Genomic DNA, 22,952 nt, shown 5'->3' with positions numbered 1-22,952 from the left:
GTCATCAACTCATCGCCCGGCCCGAATCTCAGGCTGGGCGATGGATTCGCTGACTGCATGTCGAAAGATCCCCGATCGCGATGAAGTGCTCGCAGGCTCGCTCGGCCGTGCCGTCGCAATTTTGGCAGTTCGATGCGGGCGGCACGGCGGAGCGTGCCTGCTACTTTTTGAAACGAGTGGTCTCGCTGAACGCTTGACTTCCTCTGTTCCATTGACCGATGAAATCAACGAAGAATCGATTCTGAAAGAAAGAGGCTTACCCATGCGGCGAATCTATCTGGTGACTTATGACATTTGCGAAGCTCGGCGGCTTCGGCAGACGTTTAAGTGTCTACGCAATTGGGGCGACCATCTTCAGTACAGCGTTTTTGAATGCCATCTCACCGCGTCGGATTTGATTCGGCTACGCGGGCAACTGGCAGACATCATTCATCACGACGAAGACCAAGTGTTGGTGATCGATCTGGGGGCCGCAGCGACTCGAAGCGAAAGCCTGGTCCAGGCAATTGGCAAACCTTACTCCGCGATGGCGGCTCCGTGTTTGGTGGTGTGACGAAATTTGAACCTGTTCGATCCTCGATAAAGAAGTGCCATGATTCACAACCAGCCTGACAAGCAGCCACACTCGGATGATTTTGCCTCAGAGCAAGCATCCGAGATCGATTACCTGCCGGCGCGGATGGTAAACGAATTTGTCTATTGCCCACGGCTGTTTTATCTGATGCACGTCGAAGGACAATTCGCCAACAGCGTCGATACGGTTGACGGGCAATTCGTACACCGCCGCGTTGATTCTGGTACGGGTGGCCTGGACGCTGCCGCAACCACTCTGGCCCCAGGCGGGGTTCTGCACGATCTGATGGCCGAAACGATTCCACGCGACGCGCAAGATCGCACCGATGGCGAAACGGAACAAGACCACGCCCCCAAAACGCGTCGCCGGAGCAAGCACGTTCAGCCGGAGTCACTGTTCGGCGACGATCACGCTGATTCTACTGACAACGACATGGCATCGGAAACGGACTGCGAACCCGCCGACGTCGAATTCGCGGGAGTGGATTCCGAAGCGTTAGAACTGCTGGACCGTTCCAATGCGTGTGAACCTTCGCAACCTGATTTGACCGAAGAAAATGCACGTGACGCAAGTGTTGCCGCCGCTGCAGCTAAAATCATTCATCGTCGCAGCGTCATGCTTAGCAGTGATACGCTGGGTGTGATTGCCAAAATGGACTTGATCGAAGCGTCGGGGGATGCCGCCACGCCGGTGGACTACAAACGTGGCCGGCCGCGCCAAAATGCCGATGGAACGGCCGGAGCTTGGTTGCCTGAACGCGTTCAAGTGGCGCTGCAAGCTTTGGTGCTGCAAGACAACGGCTATCGCTGTGACGGTGGCGTGTTGTACTTCAACGAAACTCGCCAACGCGTTTCCATTGCATTAACCGATGAATTGCTCACACAGACTCGGCATGCTGTCGATGCTGCGCGAGCGTTGCGACGGAGTGGTACGATTCCGCCTCCGTTGTCCGATAGCCCTAAGTGCCCACGCTGTAGTTTGGTGGGGATTTGTCTGCCAGATGAAACACGACGATTGGGACTGCCTACTGGTGAAGCATCCGATTCGCCCGCCAGCGACACCATCAGTGTCCGGCCCATGTTGACGGCTCGGGACGAACGCCGGCCGGTGTATTTCAACACGCAAGGCATGTGGATCGGCAAGCAAAGCGAAGTGCTACAAGCTAAAGTCGAAGGCAAGATCGTGCAGCAGATTCGACTTCAGGAAATCAACCAGGTCAATTTGTTCGGCAATGTGCAGCTTTCCACTCAAGCCATCCAGACGATGCTGAACTTGGACATCCCGGTCGTCTACTTCACTCAAAAAGGCTACTTTTACGGCATCACTCACTCATTGGGTGTTAAGAATATTCAGGTGCGTCGTGAACAATTCCGATTCGCCGATCAACCAACTTCTTGTTTGGATTTGGCCCGGCAAATCGTGCGAGGGAAAATTCGCAACCAACGTACATTGTTGATGCGTAATCACCGTGAACCATCGTCCGTGACACTGCGTGAGTTGAAACGTTTGTCCGATCACGCCTTGGACGCGGCTAGTCTTGCATCGTTGTTGGGTGTCGAAGGGGCTGCTGGACGAGCCTACTTTCAATCGTTTGCAGGGATGTTGAAAGTCGATTGCAGCTTAGAGTCATCGCCTGGATCTGCGTTGTCAAAACGTCGCCCGGCCTTCAATTTTCTTGGTCGCAATCGACGTCCTCCGCGAGACCCGGTCAATGCGTTGTTGTCCTTGGCTTACAGTTTGTTGACCAAAGACTGCGTTGTTGCAGCGACCGCGGTGGGGCTGGATCCCTACCTTGGTTTTTATCATCAAATCAAGCCGGGCAAGCCAGCACTCGCCCTGGACTTGATGGAGCCGTTTCGACCGTTGATCGCCGACTCGGTCGTTTTGACGGCGATCAACAACCGAATGGTCACGCCAGAGCATTTTCTAGTCGCCGGTGAATCGGTGGTGCTAAGCAAGACAGGCCGCAAGCATTTTTTGTTGGCATACGAACAACGGATGGACCAGTTGGTGACGCATCCCTTGTTTGACTACCGGGTCAGCTATCGCCGCTTGCTGGAGATTCAAACAAGGTTGGTTGCCAGACTACTGACGGGCGAAATTCCGACGTATCCTGTATTCGAAACGCGATAGCTTTCTTTGCCGAATCAATCCTGCGAGCGGCTGGGTGGCGTCGTATTTCCCGCCACCGCTCGAAGTCCAGCGAAAGACGATCCGAAACGCACGTTGAAGCGGGGATTCGGCAGGCAGGGACATGAACCAAAACGGACCCACTCGCAAATCAGTGAAAAAACCAGTAAATTGCCGCGCCGCTCGCAAGAGCTCTTTCCGCGTTCATCCGAACGCGGCCTCATTGAAGCGATTTGACTTTCGATCGCGAGCAGTACAAACCAACGACAACTTTCCGCGTTCATCCGAACGCGGCCTCATTGAAGCACGTCACATAAAATCAAGTCCCAGCCGCCCTTCTTCTTTCCGCGTTCATCCGAACGCGGCCTCATTGAAGCTACGCCTTTGACCGGTTCGCCCGCGGTGGTGGTGATCTTTCCGCGTTCATCCGAACGCGGCCTCATTGAAGCCGTGGTATGCCTTTCGGGTGCATCAACAGCCCTTCTCTTTCCGCGTTCATCCGAACGCGGCCTCATTGAAGCCAGAGGCCGTCAGCGAATCAAAACGGAAAGCCGCGGCTTTCCGCGTTCATCCGAACGCGGCCTCATTGAAGCAACACAAAGCAAGTCTGTTGCGGCTACTACCACACAGCTTTCCGCGTTCATCCGAACGCGGCCTCATTGAAGCGTCGGCAAGTGCGTCGATGCAAACGGATCGCCAGAGGCCTTTCCGCGTTCATCCGAACGCGGCCTCATTGAAGCGGCGGCGTCAAGCGTGATTGATCCAGTGTCCCAAGTCTTTCCGCGTTCATCCGAACGCGGCCTCATTGAAGCATCATCAGCAACGGTGTATCAGGCTACGAAGGGCCATCTTTCCGCGTTCATCCGAACGCGGCCTCATTGAAGCCTACCCACTGCGGCTTCGTTGGATTTGATCATGATACGCTTTCCGCGTTCATCCGAACGCGGCCTCATTGAAGCACGTTTGGCGAAGTGAATCAAGACAATCGCGGCGGCCTTTCCGCGTTCATCCGAACGCGGCCTCATTGAAGCGTGGTCCCGGCGTGTGAGCATCGCAACAGGAGTGCAGCTTTCCGCGTTCATCCGAACGCGGCCTCATTGAAGCTGCAAATCCCTCGCGAAGTGATCAGCGTCACGCCTGGCTTTCCGCGTTCATCCGAACGCGGCCTCATTGAAGCCATGAGTCCAGTGCAAGAAGCCAGCCAGAATCATTGGCTTTCCGCGTTCATCCGAACGCGGCCTCGTTGGAGCGACCGTTGTTGAGTCTAAATCCTGGTCGTTTGTCAGTTCGGCTGGGTGATTAGGGGTTGAGCGTTAAGTTGTCTCGGTGAACGACATTTTCGTAGGGGCAGTGTCCTAGGATTTCGGCGATCTGATCGCTTGCTTGTCCTAGGATCTTTTCGACTTCGTCGGACGGGTAGTTGCACAGACCGCGTGCCAATTCGTTGCCTTGGTCATCGACGATGGCGACGACACTTCCTCGTTTGAACGTGCCGTCGACTTGCTTGATGCCGATGGCCAGCAGGCTGCTGCCGGTTTGCCTGACTGCACGCGCGGCGCCTGCGTCCAAGTGCAGCGTACCTGCCACCGCGGCGGCATTTCCGATCCAGCGGCGCCGTCCGCGGATCGATTTGTCATTGGCGACAAACAAAGTGCCGATCTTTTCGCCGGCCATGATTTTGTCCAGCACTGTGTCGTCGCGTCCGGGACCGATGATGGCGGAGTGTCCGTACGAGGTCGCGATCTGGGCGGCAGCCAGTTTGCTTGCCATCCCTCCTTTGCTAACCGTGCTGGTGCGATCCTGTGCGAGAGCAAAAATGCTGTCGTCGAGCGAGTCGACAACATCGATGCACTTGCTGTCGGGATCACTGGGCGAACCGTCATAGAGCCCGTCGATATCCGAAAGGATGATCAACAACGCGTTGTTGAGCAGTCCCGAAAGCTCGGCCGCCAAACGATCATTGTCGCCAAACGTGGTCATCAACTCCCCCACCGCGACCGAGTCGTTTTCGTTGACGACAGCGATCGCGCCGAAGCTGTGGATTTGGGATAGGGCATTACGAACGTGCAAATAGCCCGTCCGGCGACGCAGGTCCGCGCGTGTCAGCAGGACCTGGGCGGCATGGCGACCGCTTGCCGAAATCGCTGATTCGTAGGCTTGGATCAGGTCGGTTTGGCCGACTGCCGCGACGGCTTGCAGCTGTGATAACCCGCTGGGGCGTGCATCGAGCCCGAGTTTTCCGATTCCAGCGCCCACCGCACCGCTGCTGACCATGATGGTTTGCCGGCCCGTTTGGGCGATGCGGCAAAGACCGGCGGCCAGCAGGTTGACTCGGTTTCGATCCAGTTTTCCTTCAGCAGTTGTCAGCACGCGCGTGCCGACTTTTACAATCACGCTCTGAGCGTTTTGAATCACTTGAGTGCGAGAAACATGTGTGTTGGGAGCGGGCACAGTACGAACGTTATCAAAATTGGGTCACAAAAGGACGAGCAAGCGATAGTTTTTCGAGGCAGCGATGGTACGATGTCGCTGCTTCGAGTTCCCTTTCGTTTGGCGTCATTGTCAGGGGGAATCGACGGCCTTGGAAGGGCGTCTTACATTCGAGGCTAACCGAAACGCGATACGCACATCTGCCTGTCGTGTTGATTCAATGCGTTCATCCAAATCGGACGAATCTCTCAATATGAGTGAAATCCATCACGAGTGTGGTGTGGCAGCCATTTATCACATGTCTGGCTGCGGCCGCAGTCCGATGTGTACCGACGAAGGCCCGCGGCAAATTTCGCGTCTCCTGCCTCGAATGCTGCTGGATATCCAAAATCGCGGTCAGCTGGCCGCTGGCATGACCACTTACAGCAGCGACCGGCCTAATTTGCTCCGGACTCGCAAAGATGTCGGTACGGTGACGGAAGTTTTTCGTCTGAATCATCGCGCCAAGGTAGAAGCGTTGATGAAAACCTACGCCGGTTCGGCGGCGATCGGGCACGTGCGTTATGCGACGTGCGGCCAAGATGATCGCAACTATGCTCAGCCGTTCGAACGAAAGCACATCCACAAACGCAAGTGGTTTAGTTTTTGTTTTAACGGTCAACTGTCCAATTATGGATTGTTGCGCGAGCGGCTACTGGCTGACGGCGACCATCACTTGTCGTTGGACACCGACACCGAAATCATGTTGCACGAATTTGGTCGCATTCTGTCCAACGCGGATGGACGCATGGACTGGATCGATGTGTTGAAGCAAACGACCGAAGGTTTCGACGGCGCGTATTCGCTGGCTTTACTGACGGCCGAAGGCGAGATGATCGTCGCTCGCGATCCGTTGGGCGTCAAACCGATGTGCTACGTGCATGAAGGACCATTGTTTGCCGCAGCCAGCGAAAGTGTGGCGCTGCTGAATCTGGGCTTTGAAAACGAACAGATCAAATCACTGCCGCCCGGACATGCGATCATCATCGACCCGAAGACGGGTTTTCGGATGGAGCGTTTTGCGCCTGAACGGACCCCGGCACACTGTTTCTTTGAGTGGATTTATTTCGCCAATGTGGCCAGTACGCTTGATGATCGCAGTGTGTACATGAGCCGTACGCACTTGGGCGAAGAATTGGCGCGGGCGGAAAGAAAGCTGGATATGGTGCCGCTCGACGATCCCGACACAATCATCGTGCCGGTTCCGGATACCAGTAAAGCGGCTGCCGATGCGATGGCCTACGAATTATCGATCCCCTGTCGCGAAGGATTGATTCGCAATCGTTACGCAGGCCGAACCTTTATCGAAGGCGGTCGCGCACGAAAAGCCAAGGCCGCGACCAAGTACACGCCTTTGCGCGAAGTGCTGGAAGGCAAACGCATCATCTTGGTCGAAGATTCGATCGTCCGCAGCACGACGATGAATGTCTTGTTGGATCGAATTCGTGATGTGGGCGGCGCCAAAGAGATCCATGTTCGGGTCGCATGTCCGCCGATTGTGGCGCCGTGTTTTTACGGCATCGACATGAGTACAATTGATCAGCTGATTGCCCCGAAGTATTTCGGGATTGATGGCGAATTAACGGACGAATCGCAGCAAAAATTGGCCGATGACTTAGGGGCCGATACGCTAAGGTATTTGCCCGTCGAAGCAATCGCGCGTGCCATTGGAAAACCGGCTGATCATCTTTGTCGTGCGTGCGTGACTGGAAAGTATCCCACTGACATCGGACAGCATCTGTACCAAATTGCGTTGGACAATCGAGGCAGCAAGGTCGACAGTCAACGAACCTACGAGCAGCTGGCTGAGGTGATGTCGCAAGACTAGTCGCTGTCCTTTCGGGGCACTAAATTTGAGTGTTGCGTATTTGGGCGTGGCGCTGTTGCGCGCCGCGTATTTGGGTGCTGCTGATGTCATTGCGAAATCTGGTCTTGGGAACACATCGGCACAGGCGGGTCAGCGAAGCCGACAGGTTCAGTTCACCGGCATCGTGGAGGGTCTGTTCGACTTTGCGGCCGAACACCAGGAATGTCGATCCCAGCGATGCCAGCTGATCGATCGCGTCATCCCGCGACGATAGGCTATTGTCGTAGTAGCCCGGCTGATCAAGCCGAATGGCGGTGTCCGCACCGATGACGAAGGTCGATCCTGGGAATAGTTTGGCTTTGTCGATAAACCGCGGCGCGCGAGTGACCAGTACGCGGCCCAGCGGCTGAGTTTGGCGAACCCGGTCCCCGAGCGATTCGAAATCCAGATCAGGCTTGTCGACATTCACCAGGGAAATTTCCGGATAGACAGGGCGATCGAACAATTCGCTGGCGATCGCTGCCATCTGCCGATGGCCTTGGTGAACGGGATTGAAACTGCCTGGAAACAGAATCGGTTGCTCCGAGACATCGCCGTGATAGGGTTGGCGGCCGTCCGCGATTTGTTGCCAGATTTGTTTCGTAACGTGCATCGCAGCAGGATAACGCAAATGTTTGATCGATTGCGCTAGGGAGTCGCGACGCGTCGAAAACTGCCGCGAACGAATCGCTTGGGTCGCCAGTCCGCAAAGGCAACGGGCGGCCAGTCGATCAACTCGGGTAGGCTCGTAATGCTGACGTTGCCGTAGATGCGCAGGTCGCGACAAATCAGAGCACCTGTAATATTCAGCCGCGAGTTGTCGGTCAAGGCATCACATTCGATGTGGTTCTGCGCGTAAATGATGCCACGAAGTTCCGAGGGAAAACTATCGGTTTGATTCGAGTTGGATGATGTACCGCGGTAAGGGGTTGATGCCGGATTGAAGTTGATGCCGCGAGCGGATTCATCCAATACGGGTTCGACATTTTGAAGTCGAATTGTTCCATCGGTGACCAAGATCGCGTCGGCTTGCTGAGGAAAACTCCATGTCAGTCCGCCGGACAGATCGATTCGCGGGCAATCTTCGACCACCAGCGTGGCATCGATTCGGCAGTGAGAAATGCGGAGAACGTTGCCTTGAGCATTGATTCGGTAAAGGCCCGTGGCGTCGACTGCTCCGTACGGATTGGTGTTCGACGAGAGCAAAATGTCCTGCAGTTGTAGGACGCCCGCGTTTTGCGGAATCGCGTTGGTGGGGATCGTTGTGGCGGCTTGTGCGTACACGTCGACAACGTCGTGCGACGGCAGTTGAACGTCAGCGCTGGCGATGTCGCCGCGGACGGATAGCAAGTTGAGTCCCGAACACTGCAGTTCGGGTGCGACCAATACGCCCACCGTACCGGTTTTGCAATCGTCGGCTACTTGCACAATGCCGTTGGTCGATAGCGTGCCCGGCGAATCGATTTCCAGATCGTCCGTTGTGGTGACGCTGTAGTCCAGGATCGGCAGCGGAGGGTACGCGTTCTGCAAGGTTGCCGTGACCGCAACGTGCGATCGTCCTACACGCGCGTGAGCGGTCACCACTACTTCGTCCTGTGCGTCGTTGGCCAAGTCGCCGTCGACATCGAATAGCTGGTAGCGCACTCGGGCATTGCCGCGATCACTGCTGACGACACCTGTGTCGGTGCTGCCGGATAGCGTTGCCAACGACAGCCAGTCCGAATAGACGCTGTTGGAATGGCTGTCACGCCACTGATCATCGGTGGACAAGACGGTTGCAATCCGATGCAGTTCGCTTTCGGCCAATCGGAGGGCGCTCTGGCGATTGATGCGATCAAGTTCGCTGCGCGTGCTGCTGGTCGATAGCGACAGGCTAGCGGTGACGACGGCGACAATGATCAAACTGGTGAATAACACAGCGACATACAGGTAGCCAGCCCTCCGGGCAGCTCTGCGTCCAGCGCGGCGATTCGAACGGCGCGCAACATTGCCGGCAGCTTTCGGGCGGTACAAACGATTCAATACTGTTCGTTGTCGCACTAGTTGGTCGTTGGTGAAGGATGGTTGCGAAGCGGCGAGACGACGGTGATTTTGCGGTCGGGTGAGAAAGTCAGTTCCAGTTGTCGCGATTTTTCGTAAGAGAGATCGGCTGGGTGGCTGTCGCCCGCTGCGGAGAGCAGGATGGATTGACGGGTGACCAATGGCATTCCTGTTTGTTGGTGACCTGGCGATGAACAAACCACGGTGACAAGTCTTAGTGGATCATCGGGGTCATTGGTCGTCGTGATGCCGCTGGCGGTCGTAATGGCGGGGGACACATTGATTTGGATGGTCCACGTATCGAATCCGTCGATCGACTGTCCGTTCAGGTACGTCGGCGAAGTCTGGGTGTACCCGCTGTAGTCGTCGACGTCGTCAAACGTCTGGCGGTTGGCCGCGTCTTCGTCGCTTTCGACGCCGAAGACAGCGTCCGAGTCGCCGTCCGAGAGAGCGCGAGTCGAAATTTCATCCAGCAAGATTCCGGCCAGTTCATGGGCTCGCAATGCCGACTGGCTGGCATTTGAATTTCGCATCAGGTTGGCCGATGCGGTGATCGACACCAGCAGAATCGTCGAAACAAGAATCAACGACACCGCCACTTCGATTAGCGAAAGCCCTGCTCGGTCGATGCGGTGGGCTCGGGCAGTGGACCGATCTCTATCAATACCGCGAGGAAATAACGTGCTCATTCGGTTGGGCCTCCCAGTCGAATGCCTGCTTGCAGCCATCTTCCCGACGAGCGTTGCCAAGCAGACGGCGGGTTGGCAAGATTGGGCTGCGTTCCGTTTCTGACCACGATTCCGATGGAACTGCTGCCGGTCGTGGATTGTGCCACGTCAGCGTAAGAAGCCACGCCGAGGGTGTCTCCGTACAACGACCAAGGATCACCGTCGGCGGCATAAATCTGCAGGTTCAAGTGCTGCGGCAGGGTGCCCGTGCTCGGTTCCAAGACGCCAGGGTGCGTCCCGGATAAGAAGCTCCATGCGTATCCGCTGTCGGAACTGGACCAGTTGTCGGGATTGTTCAGCGATGCGTTTTCGATGGCCAGGATCGTGACCGCCGCTGTTGCTGCACCACTGTTGAAGTTGATTTGAGTGGTGCTGCTTTGTGACGCGTCGTGCAGGCGGTACGCGACAATCAATCGCAAGTTGTTGCTGCCCAGAAAGTACAGCAGATTCCATCCCCAGGGTGAAATCGAGATGCTGTTGGGCGATCGCGCCGAGATTGCCATGAACAGCACGTCGCCGTCTTGGCAGCCGGCGGGTAGGTCAACCGAAATGCTGTTGGCCCAGTTGGTCGTCACTGCCGTGGCACTGGATCGAACACGAACGGGTGTGTTGGCAGCGATGTAAGTGGGGGCGGTAAAGCCGTCAACGGTAAACGTGTGACTGGGCGATTGCTGGTCCAAAACGTAAGGCGACTGGGAGTCAATGTTTCGGGTCAAACCATCCTGCCCAAACTGGTAGCTGACTGATTCCGTCGCGGCGGTGGTGACACTGGGTTTGGTGACGGTGAAGCCCGCCAGGGATGTTTCATCGACGGAATGGCTATAACGCAAGTCGGCGACGATCCGGTCGGCGATCTCGCGATCATGCCAAGCCTCACTTTGTGCCGTTGGTGTTTCCAGCATGTTGGTGGATAGGACGATTGTTGCAGCCAGCGAACTGAGCAGCACAGTCGTTGCGATCATCGCCGCGATCAATTCGATCAGTGTGTAGGCGCGTCGGATGGGGCGGTGGGTGCGATTCAACTGCCTGCTCCTCCGCCGGTGGCATTGGCCAAATCGTCGCCTTCGGAGTAGATGTGAACGGTGCCCGTACCCGCATCGATCTGGATGTACTCAGTGGCAGTCCCAGCGGAACTGATCACGATCAAACCGGTTTGCAGCTTGGATGACCCGACATGGGGAGTGCCTTCCAAGTCGAACGTGATGCTTTGCGAATCGAGCACGACGATGCCGTCAAACTGAGCGTTGGCGAATACGGCTGAATCGAAGGTTTCGGCAAGATCGACACGGAGCTTCCTTCCCACGCGGTCGGGAAAATCGACGTCATCGCTTGCGTAGCCCTGCCCGTTGGGGCTGAATGTCAGTGTTGCGCTGCGTCCTCGATTGATGGCGGTTCGTCGTACGTAGTCGATGTCAGCGGCAATCTGAATCGCGGCCGCGCGGCTGTGGATGCCGCGCATGGTCAGGTTGAATCGTGGCACGGCGACGGCAGCGGTCAGGCCAACGATCAACAGAACGATCGACACTTCCAAGAGCGTGACGGCGGAGCGATGGTGGCGCATGACGCACGCAGGGGGTGGCGGCCAACTGAGTCAGACCTAGGGAATCGCAGGCAACGCCATGGACAACGACGGCGTCTATTACTGCAAATCTAGGTCTCGGAAGCCCTTCGTGCGGGACGGAACTGAACCGAAAGACAGCGTCACGCTGGCAGGATAACTCGCACGGCTGGCACAGCCGTCATGACCGCGCGTTTTGCCCATGAAGATTGCCCATGAATCGCGCCCGAGGACGGCGTGCCGAGGAGGGGCAGTGCCAAGTAGGTGCCAGCGCCAAGATCCCGCAGCCTGGGATTGCAGGGCGATTTACCAGCCCAGGACGTAGGCAAATACCAGTGGCGCGACGATCGATGCGTCGCTTTGGATCATGAACTTCGGGCATTCGACCGACAGTTTTTCCCAGGTGATCTTTTCATTGGGAACGGCGCCGCTATAGCCACCGTAGCTGGTCACGGCATCGCTGATTTGGCAAAAATAAGCCCACAGCGGAATGTCTTTTTGCAAGTCTTGCCGAATCAGCGGGACAACACAGATCGGAAAATCGCCTGCGATGCCGCCACCGATTTGAAAGAAACCGATCGGCCCGATTGCGGATTGCTCGAGGTACCAGCCGATCAACCGTTCCATCTGAGCGGTGCCGGTCACGACCGCGCCATGATTGTCGACGACACCTTCGTAAACGCGGGCAGCAAAAATGTTGCCCAAGGTTGAATCTTCAAAACCGGGAGTGAAGATTGGAATGCCCACGTCTTTGGCCGCCGCGACCCAGCTGTCTTCGCGAGGAATCTGATAGTGTTGTTTCAGTTCTTCGTCATCTAACAGCATGAACATGTACTCGCACGGCATCAGCGAGTCGCCCGATGCAGCGTGCGTTTGCCAGTAGCCCAGCAGTTTGCTTTCGATGTGACGCATCACCGTTTCGGGAATGCACGTGTCGGTCACGCGGTTGAAACCGGCATCTAGCAATGACTGTTCGTCGTCGGCTGATAGGGCACGCCAATTTTCGACGATCCGATATTCGTCGTGCGCGATCAAGTTAAAAATGTCTTCTTCCAGATTGGCAGCGGTGCACGTGATCGCGTGGACCTTGCCTTGGCGAATCATTTCGGCCAGCGACAATCCAAGTTCGCCAGTACTCATTGCTCCCGCCAGGGTCACCATCATCGTGCCAGGGTTGTCGCCTTCGAAAAAGTCTTTGTAGGCCTTGGCGGCTGCTAGTGTTTCGCGTGCGTTGAAGTGACGGAAATGGCGTTCCAAGAATTGCGAGACGTTCACGCTGTGTGCTGATCAAAAAGCGAAGTGAAGTAACGGGTAACCGCGTTGCCCGGGGAGTAAGTCGCCGATGATAACGAGATTTCTGGTGCGGTCGAATGCGAACCGAGAGACGTCCGGAAATTTCAACGGACTTTTTGGCAACTCGGGCATCGATAGAGCTTTCGCGAGGCGAGCTCGATCGTATCGACCGGGTGATCGCACACGGCACAGTTTTTTCGCCCGTAGACACAGAAGCGTTCCTTGCCTTGGACTTTGGCAATCGGCATGCCTGCTTGCTTGGCCGTCACCGTGACAATCTTGCCGTACTTCAGGCCGACTTTCATCAACCGTCGAGTCGATCGCCAAAGCTGGTCAAACTTGGCACGCGGTAAGTCGCAGCCACGTATGTCAGGCGACAGTCCAACGTCGTGCAAGATTTCGGCCCGAAAAATGTTGCCGATGCCGGCGATCACACTTTGATCCAACAGGATCGCGCCGATCGGTTTTTTGCTCTTCTGGATCTTTTCCCAAGCGTCGGCTTTGCGTCCTCCCGCGAGAGGATCGGGCCCCAGTTTGTTTGCCACTTGCTGACGCAGTTCGTCGTCGATGACGCGGCACGTGGTCGGGCCATTGAGATCAATTGTGTTTTCGTCGCCGATCATTCGCAGGCGAACTTGCCCGACCGGTGCGGGGGGCGGGCAGGCCAGGTTGCGAAATTTGCCGTAGCGTCCCAGGTGGATGTGAATGATTTGTCCGCTGTCAAATTCATAGAACATGTGTTTGCCCAACGCCGTGACCTGAGCCAGGATTTTGCCGCTGACTTTGCGTGCATCGCCGCGAAATCGACCTTGGGGGCTGGTCACTTTCAGGACTTGCCCGGCCAGCAGTTGCGAGTGTTCGCGGGCAAAGAAGTGCGTTTTGTGTCCTTCGGGCATCGACGTTTTTCACACAATATTGGGGGTCACCGCTAAGTCTCTGGCATTCTATTGTGGTGGAAATGGCAATCGATGCTGGCTTTTTCTGCAACGGACGCTGACGGGCCGTTCACAGGCTGAAACCATCGTCCCAGCGATTTCAGGCGGAACAGATCCATGGTTGACGCGTAATGAGGTACGGGGCGTTGATGGGCTTTTGTGTATTTTCGCCTTGAAACATTGTCCTGAGTGCGGTTAAGTGGATGATCAGGATAGCTCGAAACACTCTCTTTTATGGGACGCATCGTTGAATCGTTTGACAGCTCGTATCGCTTTGATTGCCTATTTGATGGGTGGTTGGCTCTTGCCAATGACTCATCAACATGGCGATGGATGCGGCCATGCTGGTCATTGGTTCGCTGAAATTACTGCCACGCAGGCGTGGCACCTTGCTGGGCATCAACATGCCCCGGACAGCTCTCCGAGCGGCGATTCGCACACCCATCACGGGTGTTCTCACGATCATTCGCATCCGTGTGCGTCTGCCGAATCGATCATCAAGATTTTGCGTGCCGCTGGCGGTAAACAAGTCCTTCGCGAGGGTGCATCGTCGCCTACGCAGGGTCTGTGTGCGTTGTGTGTGGCTCGGACGCTTAGTTCGTCCAACCCAGCCTCGGCGCCGCATTCAGCATTCTCGGATTGTGTTGTTTTCCTGCCGCGACTTGCTTCAGTAGCGAGTCCACTTTCAGTTCTTTCGTGCGGCAATGGTCCGCGTGGTCCTCCAGCAATCGGCTAAGGGAATTTGCTCGCCTTCTGGCAGCGAGTTTCTCTTGAAAGCAAGTGTGTGTTCCCGCTCACGTCTGGCTTTCATTGCGAATGATTGTTTTTGAAGATCGACCCAGCAGTGATCACTGCATGGTGTCGTCGTTTCACCACGCTTCCTTTATTGACGCCCCTATTATTGAATCTGAAAATCATATGAACTGGAAATCACCCCCACGCCGTCAAAGCGGTTTTACTTTGGTTGAATTGTTGGTGGTCATTGCGATCATCGGTATCCTGGTCGGCTTGCTATTGCCAGCCGTTCAAGCCGCGCGCGAAGCCGCTCGTCGAATGAGCTGCAGTAACAATTTTAAGCAGATCGGATTGGCGATCCACAACTACCACTCTGCGTACAAACGATTGCCACGCCATCACGCTGGAACGTGGGTCGATGGTGCACCGGCCAACCAGCACAACGCGATGCGTTTGTCAATTTTCGTTGGGCTGTCACCGTTTATGGAACAGCAAGGCCTGTGGGAGCAGATCAAAAATCCTAGCGTTTCCGTCGTCAATTCTGGCGCGGCGATCCCCACGCCAACAGGCCAATGGCCGTCGATGGGGCCGGAGCCTTGGCAAGACGAATATGTGCCTTGGATGACGGAAGTGCCAACGCTGCGATGCCCCAGCGATCCAGGCGTTGGATTGCCAGCGTTTGGGCGAACCAACTACGCAGCCAGCTTGGGTGATTCGACGGAGTTGATGAGCAGCGGTGCTGTTGGGATCGATGCGAATAATCAATTGGTTCGTAACAACGCGACCTTGGCTAGTCGCGCTCGTGCAGGGTGCCGCGGCGCTTTTGTTGCTCGACAAGACATGCGATTTCGCGACATCCTGGATGGGTTGTCCAACACTATGATCGCAGGTGAAATCGTTACTGATTTGGGCGACAACGATAATCGATCCGCTGCGTCGATCAACAACGGGTCCGACAACATTCGCGAAGAATCGGATCACTGCCAGCACGATGGGCTAGTCAGCCCCGAACGACCGAGATTTTGGTCCAATGGATCCGATGGTGGAAATGCACCAACGCTGGCCGGAGCCGATGAAGGTCGCGGTTTTCGATGGGCGGACGCCGGATCGGTCTACAGTAGCGTGAATAACATTTTGCCACCCAACCGCGAACTATGCATGGGCGATTCCGCTGCGGGTCCCGGCACCGTATCGGTTGGCAGTCGCCACCAAGGCGGAGCCCACATTTTGATGGGTGATGGCGCGGTGATCTTCATAACCGATTCGATCGAAGCGGGCGACATTCACCACGAAAACGTTTGGCTCGGTGGCACGGGGCACAGTGCACCCGGTTCACAAAGTCCCTATGGCCTGTGGGGAGCCATGGCAACACGAGCCTCCGGCGAAGTCATCTCCGAGCAGCTGAATCAGTAGGGCCTGGCGAGGTCCACGCGAAGACTGAAAAGACGTCCAACGGCGGCGAGCGTTAAGCTTGTCGCCGTTTTTTCGTGCTCAACCAGGACCCTGTGTAGGCGGAATACCGTTCGGCCGAAACTGGAAACCCAGCGGTTCAAAACCATCGTTTCGCAAAACTTCGTCGACGGCCGCCGTCCCGATTGATTCGATGTAACCTTCGCTTTCCGCATCGCGAATTGAATCTTGCCGCGAGCGTGTTGTCGATGAAGGATTGGGAGACCCTGCAAACGCGGAATCAGATGCGCGAGATTTCCAGGAGAGGTCGTCGAACTTTGGTTCATCGGGTTCCGTGAATTCTGGCGAACGATCTCCGCCGACGGCAACCGTTCTGGGAAGTTGGCTCAGCGCTGATGCGGTAGGGGACGCTTCAAGATTGTCGGCTTCAATTTGCAAGGATTCACCACTGGCTGAAAATGCAGTTTGTTCGCTCAGTCGCCCTAGTACTTTCAGGATATCCAGTGGTGTCGCTACATCGTCGCCAGAGACGTCTACAAAGTAGGCTGCCGACTCCACAATAAGGCTCAGTTCTTGGTCACCGTATTGAGCCAAGTGATTGATTACGCGCAGCGCATCGGCCGGTGTGACTTGCCCGCTGCCGTCAACGTCGTAACGGTCGATCGGATTCTGGTCGGGGTGGCCACCGATTAGTTCGATCGTTTGGTCGCCGGTTTGAATTCGTCGCAGCTGATTTTGATCGCGCTGAATTGACGGCAGGACAATCCAGTCGCCGGCCCAGTGCAGTGAACCAGCTGAGTCGACATCGATTTGGTCGGGCAAAGCGATGTCGTTTATCTCCAGCCCGGCCGCTAGTCCCAAGGTCGCCGAATCGAACGTGACATCGGCAAGGGTGTTGGTGGGCAAATCCAATGCGGAATAGTTGCCAGCGTAGTCGCGGGCCACAGCGAATATGGGCGCGATGGCTCCATCGGTGACGATCGGGTCCACCGCGACGGGAAAACCAGCGTGGTTGATCAGTTGTACTTTGCCATCGACGTCCGTTTGGTCTGCCGCGTTATCGATTTGCAGGTAGTAGTCTCCTGCGTCGGCAAAGACATACTCTGTGAATGATTCAAAACTGATGTTTCGGGAATAGGCTGAACCGTAGAGGGGATCCCCGTTGCTATTGAGGAATCGAAAGTCAATTCCATCATCCGGTGCGTCGTCCAGTATCCCAATCGACGTGTTGGGATCGGTGGAAAACGAATAGAGTAGCGGTCCTTGGTGACTGGCATTGGACTGCAATGTCGCGATGGCAAAATCGCGTCCTTCGATGGCTTGTTCGAACGGCAGTGGAACGGCCAGGGAGGAATCAAAGCCGCTGTCGGGGCCGGCTAGTAGATCGCGTGTTTCGAGCCGTTCAAGACGGATGGGCCGATGAAGTGCTTGATGCATCGACCGGCGAGATTCGCGTCGTGTACGTCGTGCGCAGCGCGAGCGACGGACAGATCAAGGGTGACTTGGAGAGCGGATCATGTTGTCGTGTCAGCACGGCGGCGGCGTTTCAGTCGTACCAGTTTAGCTGAACGACTTGTCAGCACAGCACTGCCGCATCGAATTCACCAATTCGATGCTGGACCATTCCTGCCGGCTAGCCGGCAGGTTGGCCGGTCGGCTTCTCAACCGGCATTTTGCGATCAACTGTGATCTCGCAGCGTTTTTCGACGATCTCTAGATGATGATGCAAGTGACCGGCGGTGATCCAGGCGATGGCGCGGAGCGAAATTTCTTTCTCATCGACGAATCCGGTTTTGTCCCAGCAGCCGGGAATGATGCGGCGCAGGAGCATCACGTTTGCCTTGCGCAATGCGCCAAGCTCGGTAACGATGTGGGTGAAATTGCCAAGGCCGAAACGGCTTTCCGCGTACGCGTTTTCGTCCCAACTAGGCAGATTGGTTTGATCACCCGCTGCGATCCGCAGCATGCGGTATCCGAATACGCGTTCGGCATCGGCGCAGTGTTCAAATACTTGTCGCACCGTCCAGCTGTACGGTGCATGGACGGTGTCGATTTGCAGTGTGCTGATGCTGCTGGCCAATTCGCAAAGCCAGTACATTTGGTCGGTTAAGACAGTGGTCGCACATGGGCCGTCGAGGCGATTGACCAAGTCACGATGGTACGGTTCGGTGAATTCGCTGTCGGCAGGACGGCGGCTGGCCAGAGAGGATTCTTGCGGCGGTTTCATTTCAAATTTGCTAAGACGACTTCGAGTTAAACAGCGACAGGATTTCGTCGACGTGATCCAAGTCGATCAGGGCGACGATGATGTCTCCCGCGTGCAGAATGTCGTCGGCATTGGGCACGCGAATGAATCCTTCGCGTTGAATGCCCATGATCAAACAACGTCCTGACAGAGGCAGATCCGCCAATGTGGCGCAAGTGACTTTGGTTCGATCGCTGACTTCCAGTTCGTAAACGCCAATCTTGCCATTGGGCAGCCGAGTCTGGCTGATGACGGCACCTTCATTGAGGAACCCCAGGATCTGTCGGGCGACGACTTCGCGTTCGCTGACGACACGGTCGATGCCCAGTTTGCCAACCACATTGGCATAGTCGGGGCGTTCGACAACAGCCATGACTCGCGAAGCACCTAGTTCGCGTGCTTCGACGCCCGCCATGATGTTGCTTTCGTCGCTGCCGGTGCAGGCAACGAAAAAGTCGGCCGTCCCGCCACCTTCGTCTTCCAAAACACTGCGGCGATTGGCATTGGCATGAACGATGGTGGCATCGGGCAAGAGTTTGGCAAGCAGTTCGCAGCGATCCAGATCACGTTCCAGCAAGGTCAGTCGGTAATCGGGCGAAGAAAGCAAACGCGCCAGGTGAAAGCCGGTCTCACCACCGCCAGCGATCATGATGCGTTGCTGCTTGCGCCGATCCGAAGTGGTCGAAAAGTTGGACCGTGCAGCTTCGACGGCTTCGGGCATGCCGATCAAGCTGATGCGATCGCCGACGTGAAGTTCGTCTTCGGCGCTGGCCAGCCATTTGCGACCTTCGCGCTGAATCGATCCGACTCGCATGCCGCCGCTCAATTTGAGCTCGCGCAGCTTTTTGCCCACCGCATCGCTGCTAGGGCAAACGTCCATTTCGTAGACTTCCAATTGGCCGCGCGCGAAGTGTTCTAGCGGTATGGCGTCAGGGTTGCGAATCGCGCGAGCCAAAGTCACGGCGGACAGCTGTTCCAAACTCAGTAGGCTGTCGATGTTGAAGTGCTGTCGATAGTCAAACGTGCTGAGATCGCTAAAGGCCGGCGCGTAGACACGAGCGATGCTGCGGCGCGCACCCAGAGCCTTGGCCATGCTGGCGGCAACGATATTGACTTCGTCGACACCGGTGACTGCCAAACAGATGTCGGTGCTAAGCACGTCGCCTTGGAAGAGCACGGTGCTCTGTGCGGCGCTGCCGACGATGGCTTTGACGTCTAATTCGCTGTTGATGCGCCGAACAATATTGGGGTCGATGTCGATCACCGTAACATCGTGGCGTTTGCGGCACAGCATGTCGGCCAGCCAATGACCCACCGTGCCTCCGCCAAGCATTAGGACTCGCATTAAATCAGCCAGCTGATGAATGCGAGTACAACAAAGATGAACGCCATGAATCCTGTGATCCATCGTGCCGTGTGGAACGAGTGTTTCAGAATCAGCGCGGTGTCCTCGTGACGAGTGGCGCCAAACACCAACGAAATCGCCACGATCAGCGGCAAGTAGTGCAGCAAGTACGTCGGCGATATCGAAAGCATGTCAGCGATTGGCATGTTGATTAGCTGGCTTGGCATCACGTTGGCTAGGTATCGAAACGGGTAGGTGCGGCTGGCAGGGAGCAGAAACTCGGTGCCGATCTAGTTTGGGTCGTCGCTGGTTTGAGCAGACGATTCTGCGTTTGTGTCATCGTCCGATGCACTTGGTTTGGCATCGGCGTCTTCTTTTTTGCGACCACTAATAGGAATGGCCAACGGACCGGCAAAGGCGTCGTAGATGACGAGAATATTTAAGAGACCTGCGATCATGGTGTACCAAGTCCCCATCTCGTAGCCGGCACCGTGAACGGCATACCAGGCGGAAACTTCGTCGGCGCGGTCCTCGAAAACCGGGCGATACGGTGGAGCCATGAACCCGCCCCAAAGTGGTCGATAGCTTGGCATCGTCCGACCATCGGCGTCAGTTTTGTGTTTCATTCGCTGGCCTTGCACCAACGCCGGCAGTGCGACGGCGCCGACGCCGGCCTGCAATGCATAATGCCAGCGGCGATCGCCTGGTTGCCACGAAGCGTACACGACATGTCCGCCGCCCAAGGCAAAACCGATGATCCACGTCGTCAGGATGCAAACTAAGAAAAAGCTGCCCTTGGTATGTCGCCCCTGGTAAAAGTGACCGGCACCGGGAATCAGCCACGCTAGCAAGGCAGCGAGTTTGCGGTTGCGCAAATCGATCTCGATGTTGTCGACTTCAATGAAATTATCTTCGAGTTGCATGAGCCGCTGGGGAACGATTTGGTAGCGAAAACGTCAAGACTGCTAAGCGACCATTGTGAAACAAAGCAGTTTGCGATGATAGCCGGATCAGCACGTGAAAAAGCGAGTCCGAATTGTTTTGAGTACTGAACACGGACTTCATCACCGCGGATGATGGCGAAGCTGGAACGAGTATTTCGGCGGTACGGCAGCGGCAGGTTGGGCTATTCGATTTGCGAATTGGAATCTTGGCGTGGCAGAGATGTTGAGGGGGAAAACGGGAGGCAACGGGTGAGATACAGACGCTGCGATTTTCATCTTTTTGGCCCCATCGCGTCGTGATTTCCATTGCGCCGGCCGGCTCGGCCTTCTGTGGTTTACAGTGGTTTTCTCTTGACTTGCCGGCCGCAGATTTTCTAAACCAAGAATAATCCAGGGGCTCGCGGGCGGCCGTTGCCGTCGCTCTCTCATCGGACGAGCTAGCGTTCCCTCCCGATCAACTGATGCATTCTCACACTTCAAACATGGCAAAAATGATGGCCCGTCCCGCAATTTCCACTGGTTCAACATCACGATTCAGCTCGGCAACGGGTCTATCGGCAGTCATCAAAGCCTGGAAAACACCCGTGTTGGCGACGTTTTGCCTGTTCGTGATGGGCTGTGGCAAAGCTGAAGTGGCTCAGACACCGGCCGCTACGACGTCCGGCAGCTCCGGTTTGGTTTCCGCTGGGGTCACGACGACTTCGCCGACGGATGTGGTCAGCCAGTTCCTTGATCAAGTTCGCCGCGGAGGAGCCAACTCCAATGCTGGCCAGTTTTTGACCAAGAAAGCTCAATCCGAGCTGCAGCGAATTGGTCGCTCGGTTCAGCCGATTGGTTCGCCTGACGCTCATTTTGACGTCATCCAGGCAGTGGAAGTCCCCGACGAAGAAAACGCGATGCTGGTCGAAAGCCTTTGGACCGAACCCAACGCAGATGGCACGAAGCTGAAATTTCAGGTCGTCTGGTCAGTCGAAAAAGAATCGACGGACTGGCGCATTTCGGGCCTAGCGATTCTGCAGGAAGGCAGCGAAGCACCCGAAGTCGTCGATTTCGAGAATGGTACCCTCATGGCGCAGCTATTGTCCGACGAGCCTGCAGCGGGCACGGACAATCAGTCGCAGGCTGCTGCCCCCTCTGATGGGCTGAATCGCTAGTTGGCGACTCATACATGGCCGCCTCGAAGCGGGTGTGCTGCACCGAATAGAACCGAAAAACCCCGTCTTTGACGGGGTTTTTTGCGTTTAGTGCATCGATCACCAATTTGCCGTTAGGTATTGCCAGTGCTCGGGAATATTCCCTCAGCGAGTTCTCCGTGCATCCCGGGTCGGCGGATTCGTTGAATTCCATGTCGGGCCGATTGACAGGGCAAACGGTAACGTTACTTTAGCGACGAAATTGCGTGAGCCGCAAACTTGATGCAGGTTTCCTATTCTGCTTGTTTGTTGGCTTTCGCCCAGTGCCGCTATATCCAATGCGGCACATGCGAGACACGTTGAGTTGATCGAGCAGTAGTCGGTGGTGTCATCGACGCTTGATCTAAGGAGGGAACCGGAAATTGCCCTCGACATTTGAAGATGTGCGAAATTGGATCGCACTCAGACTCCGAATATTCTTGGGAGAAATCGATGAATCGGACTGTGGTTAGCGGCATCGCCGCATTCGCACTTTTGATCAGTGCGTCACTTACAATGAACCCTACGACTGCTGAAGCTGGGCTTTTCGCCAAGTTGCAGGGCGGCGGTTGCTGTGCTCCAGAACCAACGACTTGTAGCGGTGGCGGACTGTTCGCCAAGCTAAAAGCACGCGGATGCAGCACTCCAGAACCAGCGACTTGCAGCGGTGGCGGATTGTTCGCCAAGCTGAAAGCTCGCGGTTGCAGCGCTCCTGAGCCACGTGGTTGTGGTGGCGGTGGGTTGTTCGCAAGCTTGAAGTCCCGTGGTTGCAGCGCTCCAGCACCAACTTGTGGTGGTGGTGGATTGCTCGCCAAGCTGAAGTCAAAAGGCTGCGGCGGTGGACTGCTGAGCAAACTGAAAGCACGCAAGTCAGCTTGCTGTGCTCCAGAGCCAGTATGTTGCACTCCTGAGCCAGAGCCTTGCTGTGCTCCTGAGCCAGAGCCTTGTTGTGCTCCTGCACCAGAGCCTTGTTGTGCTCCTGCACCAGAGCCTTGCTGTGCTCCTGCACCAGAGCCTTGCTGTGCTCCTGCACCAGAGCCTTGCTGTGCTCCTGCACCAGAGCCTTGCTGTGCTCCTGCACCAGAGCCTTGTTGTGCTCCTGCACCAGAGCCTTGCTGTGCTCCTGAGCCTGTCGCTTGTGGCTGTGAAGCTCCTGTTGCTGAGCCTTGTGGTTGCAGCGCACCTGTTGCTGCACCAGTCAGCTTCGTTGAAGCTGCTCCAGCTTGCAGCAGCTGTGCTGGCGAGCAAAGCATCAGCTACGGTGAAGTTGCAACAAGTGTTGAAGCTGCACCTGTGTACAACGAAGTTGCTCCTGTGAGCTACGAGTCGGCTGTTGTTTCCAGCGACGCTGGCTACGACCTTCAGCCCGGCGAAACTTTGGTTCCTGGTAGCGTTCAAACAATCAGCACTGGCGAAGCAACCAGCAGCAGCGACGCTGCTGCTCCTGCCGAAGCTGCTGAAGCACCTGCTGCAGAAGCAACCGATGCTCCTCCAGCTCCAAAACCAGATGCCAACACTGACATCTAAT

General features: G+C 56.1%; 21 protein-coding genes and 1 CRISPR repeat array. Of the genes, 7 read left to right on the top strand and 14 right to left on the bottom strand.

The window, feature by feature from the left end; genetic code table 11:
* Positions 1-40: 40 nt before the first annotated feature.
* Both cas2 and cas4g/cas1g read left to right on the top strand, forming a co-directional pair.
* Positions 41-553: a CRISPR-associated endonuclease Cas2 gene (gene cas2, locus K239x_RS28980; RefSeq protein WP_419189426.1), complete on the top strand. Its 513-nt coding sequence runs from the start codon at positions 41-43 to the stop codon at positions 551-553.
* A 39-nt stretch (positions 554-592) separates the two neighbouring features.
* Positions 593-2,707, top strand: coding sequence for a CRISPR-associated endonuclease Cas4g/Cas1g (gene cas4g/cas1g / locus K239x_RS26580; protein WP_145421311.1), 2,115 nt, complete (start codon positions 593-595; stop codon positions 2,705-2,707).
* Between the two features lie 191 nt (positions 2,708-2,898).
* Positions 2,899-3,954: direct repeats of the CRISPR family, unit length 36 nt; unit sequence CTTTCCGCGTTCATCCGAACGCGGCCTCATTGAAGC.
* 49 nt (positions 3,955-4,003) lie between these two features.
* Here cas4g/cas1g and proB read toward each other — a convergent pair.
* Complete coding sequence (gene proB, locus K239x_RS26575; protein WP_145421310.1) at positions 4,004-5,155, bottom strand: glutamate 5-kinase; 1,152 nt, start codon at positions 5,153-5,155, stop codon at positions 4,004-4,006.
* Positions 5,156-5,387: 232 nt separating this feature from the next.
* Here proB and K239x_RS26570 point away from each other — a divergent pair, with 232 nt between their 5' ends.
* The gene (locus tag K239x_RS26570; RefSeq protein WP_145422601.1) at positions 5,388-7,001 is read left to right on the top strand and encodes an amidophosphoribosyltransferase; all 1,614 of its coding nucleotides are present in this window, start codon (positions 5,388-5,390) and stop codon (positions 6,999-7,001) included.
* 19 nt (positions 7,002-7,020) lie between these two features.
* Here K239x_RS26570 and K239x_RS26565 read toward each other — a convergent pair whose 3' ends face one another.
* The 7 genes from K239x_RS26565 to K239x_RS26535 all read right to left on the bottom strand — a co-directional run bounded on the left by K239x_RS26565 (position 7,021) and on the right by K239x_RS26535 (position 13,534).
* Positions 7,021-7,632 carry a nucleotidyl transferase family protein gene (locus K239x_RS26565; protein WP_145421309.1) on the bottom strand — a complete coding sequence of 204 codons (612 nt, stop codon included), beginning with the start codon at positions 7,630-7,632 and terminating at the stop codon, positions 7,021-7,023.
* Between the two features lie 35 nt (positions 7,633-7,667).
* Complete coding sequence (locus tag K239x_RS26560; RefSeq protein WP_145421308.1) at positions 7,668-8,936, bottom strand: hypothetical protein; 1,269 nt, start codon at positions 8,934-8,936, stop codon at positions 7,668-7,670.
* A gap of 122 nt (positions 8,937-9,058) precedes the next feature.
* Entirely contained in the window at positions 9,059-9,748 is a 690-nt protein-coding gene (locus K239x_RS26555; RefSeq protein WP_145421307.1) for a hypothetical protein, read from the bottom strand.
* Positions 9,745-10,809, bottom strand: a complete 1,065-nt coding sequence (locus K239x_RS26550) for a hypothetical protein (RefSeq protein WP_145421306.1) — start codon at positions 10,807-10,809, stop codon at positions 9,745-9,747. The genes K239x_RS26555 and K239x_RS26550 overlap by 4 nt, the downstream gene beginning before the upstream one ends.
* Positions 10,806-11,348 (bottom strand): pilus assembly FimT family protein, encoded by a 543-nt coding sequence (locus tag K239x_RS26545; protein WP_145421305.1) that lies wholly within the window; start codon positions 11,346-11,348, stop codon positions 10,806-10,808. The genes K239x_RS26550 and K239x_RS26545 overlap by 4 nt, the downstream gene beginning before the upstream one ends.
* A 303-nt stretch (positions 11,349-11,651) precedes the next feature.
* Positions 11,652-12,620: a deoxyhypusine synthase family protein gene (locus K239x_RS26540; protein ID WP_145421304.1), complete on the bottom strand. Its 969-nt coding sequence runs from the start codon at positions 12,618-12,620 to the stop codon at positions 11,652-11,654.
* 122 nt (positions 12,621-12,742) lie between these two features.
* The gene (locus tag K239x_RS26535; RefSeq protein ID WP_145421303.1) at positions 12,743-13,534 is read right to left on the bottom strand and encodes an Fpg/Nei family DNA glycosylase; all 792 of its coding nucleotides are present in this window, start codon (positions 13,532-13,534) and stop codon (positions 12,743-12,745) included.
* 957 nt (positions 13,535-14,491) lie between these two features.
* Here K239x_RS26535 and K239x_RS26530 point away from each other — a divergent pair.
* On the top strand, positions 14,492-15,721 hold the full coding sequence (locus tag K239x_RS26530) for a DUF1559 domain-containing protein (RefSeq protein WP_145421302.1): 1,230 nt from the start codon (positions 14,492-14,494) through the stop codon (positions 15,719-15,721).
* A 78-nt stretch (positions 15,722-15,799) separates the two neighbouring features.
* Here K239x_RS26530 and K239x_RS26525 read toward each other — a convergent pair whose 3' ends face one another.
* On the bottom strand, positions 15,800-17,155 hold the full coding sequence (locus K239x_RS26525) for a dockerin type I domain-containing protein (RefSeq protein ID WP_145421301.1): 1,356 nt from the start codon (positions 17,153-17,155) through the stop codon (positions 15,800-15,802).
* Here K239x_RS26525 and K239x_RS28975 point away from each other — a divergent pair.
* On the top strand, positions 17,143-17,286 hold the full coding sequence (locus tag K239x_RS28975; protein WP_419189425.1) for a hypothetical protein: 144 nt from the start codon (positions 17,143-17,145) through the stop codon (positions 17,284-17,286). The genes K239x_RS26525 and K239x_RS28975 overlap by 13 nt on opposite strands.
* 65 nt (positions 17,287-17,351) lie before the next feature.
* On the opposite strand, the gene K239x_RS26520 is transcribed toward K239x_RS28975, so the two are convergent.
* The 4 genes from K239x_RS26520 to K239x_RS26505 all read right to left on the bottom strand — a co-directional run bounded on the left by K239x_RS26520 (position 17,352) and on the right by K239x_RS26505 (position 20,231).
* Positions 17,352-17,945 (bottom strand): DinB family protein, encoded by a 594-nt coding sequence (locus K239x_RS26520; RefSeq protein ID WP_145421300.1) that lies wholly within the window; start codon positions 17,943-17,945, stop codon positions 17,352-17,354.
* A gap of 10 nt (positions 17,946-17,955) precedes the next feature.
* Positions 17,956-19,308, bottom strand: a complete 1,353-nt coding sequence (gene trkA / locus K239x_RS26515) for a Trk system potassium transporter TrkA (RefSeq protein WP_145421299.1) — start codon at positions 19,306-19,308, stop codon at positions 17,956-17,958.
* A complete protein-coding gene (locus K239x_RS26510) occupies positions 19,308-19,499 on the bottom strand; it encodes a hypothetical protein (RefSeq protein WP_145422600.1) in 192 nt (63 codons plus the stop codon). Before K239x_RS26510 ends, trkA begins: the two co-directional genes overlap by 1 nt.
* A gap of 99 nt (positions 19,500-19,598) precedes the next feature.
* Entirely contained in the window at positions 19,599-20,231 is a 633-nt protein-coding gene (locus tag K239x_RS26505; protein WP_419189424.1) for a DUF6677 family protein, read from the bottom strand.
* Between the two features lie 482 nt (positions 20,232-20,713).
* Between K239x_RS26505 and K239x_RS26500 the strand changes: the two genes are divergently transcribed.
* The gene (locus K239x_RS26500) at positions 20,714-21,406 is read left to right on the top strand and encodes a hypothetical protein (RefSeq protein ID WP_145421298.1); all 693 of its coding nucleotides are present in this window, start codon (positions 20,714-20,716) and stop codon (positions 21,404-21,406) included.
* Positions 21,407-21,947: 541 nt separating this feature from the next.
* On the opposite strand, the gene K239x_RS26495 is transcribed toward K239x_RS26500, so the two are convergent.
* A complete protein-coding gene (locus tag K239x_RS26495; RefSeq protein WP_145421297.1) occupies positions 21,948-22,619 on the bottom strand; it encodes a hypothetical protein in 672 nt (223 codons plus the stop codon).
* Between the two features lie 98 nt (positions 22,620-22,717).
* On the opposite strand from K239x_RS26495, the gene K239x_RS26490 reads away from it, so the two are divergent.
* Positions 22,718-22,951, top strand: coding sequence for a hypothetical protein (locus tag K239x_RS26490; protein WP_145421296.1), 234 nt, complete (start codon positions 22,718-22,720; stop codon positions 22,949-22,951).
* The last annotated feature ends 1 nt before the right edge of the window (position 22,952 follow it).

This window comes from Stieleria marina, from assembly GCA_007741555.1.
Lineage (GTDB): Bacteria > Planctomycetota > Planctomycetia > Pirellulales > Pirellulaceae > K23-9.
The sequence above is the reverse complement of the archived record's forward strand: the minus strand, read 5'-3'. Positions and strand labels throughout refer to the sequence as shown.

Coding starts and splice junctions, on each gene's coding strand:
- cas2 (WP_419189426.1), top strand. CDS start 41: ATGGATTCGCTGACTGCATGTCGAAAGATCCCCGATCGCGATGAAGTG.
- cas4g/cas1g (WP_145421311.1), top strand. CDS start 593: ATGATTCACAACCAGCCTGACAAGCAGCCACACTCGGATGATTTTGCC.
- K239x_RS26570 (WP_145422601.1), top strand. CDS start 5,388: ATGAGTGAAATCCATCACGAGTGTGGTGTGGCAGCCATTTATCACATG.
- K239x_RS26565 (WP_145421309.1), bottom strand. CDS start 7,632: ATGCACGTTACGAAACAAATCTGGCAACAAATCGCGGACGGCCGCCAA.
- K239x_RS26555 (WP_145421307.1), bottom strand. CDS start 9,748: ATGAGCACGTTATTTCCTCGCGGTATTGATAGAGATCGGTCCACTGCC.
- K239x_RS26545 (WP_145421305.1), bottom strand. CDS start 11,348: ATGCGCCACCATCGCTCCGCCGTCACGCTCTTGGAAGTGTCGATCGTT.
- K239x_RS26535 (WP_145421303.1), bottom strand. CDS start 13,534: ATGCCCGAAGGACACAAAACGCACTTCTTTGCCCGCGAACACTCGCAA.
- K239x_RS26530 (WP_145421302.1), top strand. CDS start 14,492: ATGAACTGGAAATCACCCCCACGCCGTCAAAGCGGTTTTACTTTGGTT.
- K239x_RS26525 (WP_145421301.1), bottom strand. CDS start 17,155: ATGCATCAAGCACTTCATCGGCCCATCCGTCTTGAACGGCTCGAAACA.
- K239x_RS26520 (WP_145421300.1), bottom strand. CDS start 17,945: ATGAAACCGCCGCAAGAATCCTCTCTGGCCAGCCGCCGTCCTGCCGAC.
- trkA (WP_145421299.1), bottom strand. CDS start 19,308: ATGCGAGTCCTAATGCTTGGCGGAGGCACGGTGGGTCATTGGCTGGCC.
- K239x_RS26510 (WP_145422600.1), bottom strand. CDS start 19,499: ATGCTTTCGATATCGCCGACGTACTTGCTGCACTACTTGCCGCTGATC.
- K239x_RS26505 (WP_419189424.1), bottom strand. CDS start 20,231: ATGCAACTCGAAGATAATTTCATTGAAGTCGACAACATCGAGATCGAT.
- K239x_RS26500 (WP_145421298.1), top strand. CDS start 20,714: ATGCATTCTCACACTTCAAACATGGCAAAAATGATGGCCCGTCCCGCA.